The 2,516-nt window shown below is 58.1% G+C and carries 1 protein-coding gene; it reads right to left on the bottom strand.

Annotated features, from left to right (window positions below; all coding sequences use genetic code 11):
• Positions 1-207 precede the first annotated feature (207 nt).
• The coding region (locus A6D6_RS21505; protein ID WP_201303872.1) for a PKD domain-containing protein at positions 208-2,516 on the bottom strand (2,309 nt) is incomplete at its 5' end.

The raw sequence follows: 2,516 nt of genomic DNA on the forward strand, positions 1-2,516 counted from the left end.
AAGCGCACAACAGCGCGCACAGTGTTTTCAGGCATTGCATGGATGTCTCTCCATTAACACGTTGCTTGTTACTCATGCCGATTATTTGGCGGCGGAAAGGGGGGGACTCTATCCGCTCCCGTTGGTGCTCGGTTGATAGCGGGATGGAACCAGGATCAAGAAATCCTGGTTCGAATCCCGTGGCCGGTGAAAATCAAATCATCATGATTAGCGGGAACTGGGGGCGTATTCGAAGGTCCAGCCCGGCTTCTCCGCGATCTCGAAGGTATAGGTCATGCCGATCAGAGCATTGCCCCGGTCATAGCTTCCCTCGGGCAGGTCCGGGTCGGGGCCGACATTGCCCATGACTTCATCGGCGTTGGCCGGGGCGGTGAGGATAAGACTGAAATCGATGCTTTCCCCTCGTTGGATAACCTGGCCCTCGGTGAGCCCGGCGAATTTGGCGGAGAAGGATTCGGTGCCACTTCTTCTCGGGGCGCTGGTGCGAACATTGATGACGGTGTAATCACTGCCAAAGGCGGTCAGCCGGTAATTTTTGATGGCATTGTCACCCTCGACGAGTTGAAAGGAGGTTATCGGGAACGAATTGTCGGCGTGATCCCAATAGGGGAAGGCACGCTGCCGTGGGGCTTCGCCAGGCATACCGGTGGCGAAACCGTTTTGCATGACACGGTCCCAGCTATTGACCGTGCCGGCCGAGTGATAATCCTCCAGTAAAAGACTGGGGTAGTCAGCGCGTTGCACCGTTTTGAAGTTGAGAATGTGAGGTTCCGAGGTATCGATACCGTCGCTGACGATGGCGGTGGCGGTGTAGTTACCGGCGACGAGAGGTTTGCCAACGGTGAAAGTGGCATCGACGCTGGCGTCGGGCAGTTCGCTGCCTGCCGGTTGTTCCAGTGTCCACAGGTAATAGAGCGTATCGAGATCCGGATCCACTGCGTTTTGTGTATAGAGCAGAACCGGCTCGCTGCCATCATCGATCACGTAGGGTTGATCGGAATCGTTGAAGTGAGTGTTACGACGGCGATTCACCAGATGATCGTTGTCGTTGTTGATGCTGCCGATCACTGGCGGATTGTTCCGCGACTTGGCCAGGACTCTTCCGTAATAGGTGGAGGTGAGGCTACTGGTAACGCCATGACTGTCGGTAACGGCCAGAAGAACGATGTAAATACCGGGCTGATCCGCGACGACTCCTGCGCGGGCGTTATTCAGTACCGTGCCGTCGGTGCGGGTTACATTCTGGAATTGAAGTTGCGCGGTGCTGCCATCGGGTTTGTCCAGCAGGTGCCAATGGTAGGTCAGGGCGTTGTCGTCCGGATCCGTGCTTTCGGAACCGTCGAACCAGCCCGCTTCTCCTACCAGGATGGTCTGCGAATCCACCGTGATACGTGGAGAGGGAGCTCGGTTGGCGCCGGTACGGGCGATAAAGGTGCGGCGTGCCGGATCGCTGTCGGCCTCGCCGTCATTGACCGTCATTTCCACGGTGTACTGGCCTTCCACGGTGGGAGTGAAACTGAATGATCCCTTGCCGGTAAGGTCTTCCGCATCGTAACCAGCGGGGGTGGTGATCCATTGATAGCGGCGATTGCTGCTGCTGATATTGGTTCCGTCGATATCGTAGGAATTGCCGCTGGACCACACGGTACTGCCCAATTCCACTTCATCAGTGGGTACCGGAGCGATGAAACCAACGCGGGGTTTACTGTAAAAGGACGCCACCGGAGGGGTGTTTTCCGCGCCTTCCGGTTTGGTGACGGTAATGCTGGCGGAACTGAGATTACTGATGGACGTGCCGTCATGGACGACCAGGTATGCGCTCCAATTACCGGCAACATCAGGTGTCAGGGTGGGATTGGCGGTATCGTATCCTTGCAAGCCGTTGTCCAGCGTCAACGCCGATCCGTTGGGTATCCAGATAGCGGCGGACGCGGCGTCATGACCCGGGCTCATCAGGTACCAGCGATAGCTGAGCTGATCGTTGTCGGCATCGCTGCTGCCGGTGCCGTCCAGGGTCAGGGTTTGACCGCGTTCGATGGTATAAGGACCACCGGCATCGGCTACGGGTTTGCTATTGGCGTTCCCGGCAACAATGGTCACGGTCAGAGGCTCACTGGTTTTTTCCTGATAGTCGACGGTGAGGATGGCGGTGTAAGTACCGGCCATGTCCGCGTAGAAACTGGTCAGCCCGGTGCCGGTTTGGGCCAGCGAGGCTGTGCTGCCCGCGGGCAGATCCTGCAAGTACCAGTTGTACACCAACTGAGCGGTATCGCCGCCGGTGGGGGGCACACTGCCGCTGCCGTCGAGCATAACGGTGGTGCCGATCAGCACATGGTACTCGGTCTCGGCGATGGCCACCGGATCAGGATTGGTGGCGATAATGGTAACTGCGTCATGACCGCTGTCGGCGGTACCATCATTGACCACCAGGTCCGCTTCGTAGGTGCCGGGCAGATCAGCGGTGAAGGTAGGTTGTGCTCCGGCTTCATCAGACAGCTCGGCGGCACTGCCCACCG

Origin of the sequence: Alcanivorax xiamenensis (assembly GCF_009846745.1) — a bacterium.
Classification (GTDB): Bacteria; Pseudomonadota; Gammaproteobacteria; order Pseudomonadales; family Alcanivoracaceae; genus Alloalcanivorax; species Alloalcanivorax xiamenensis.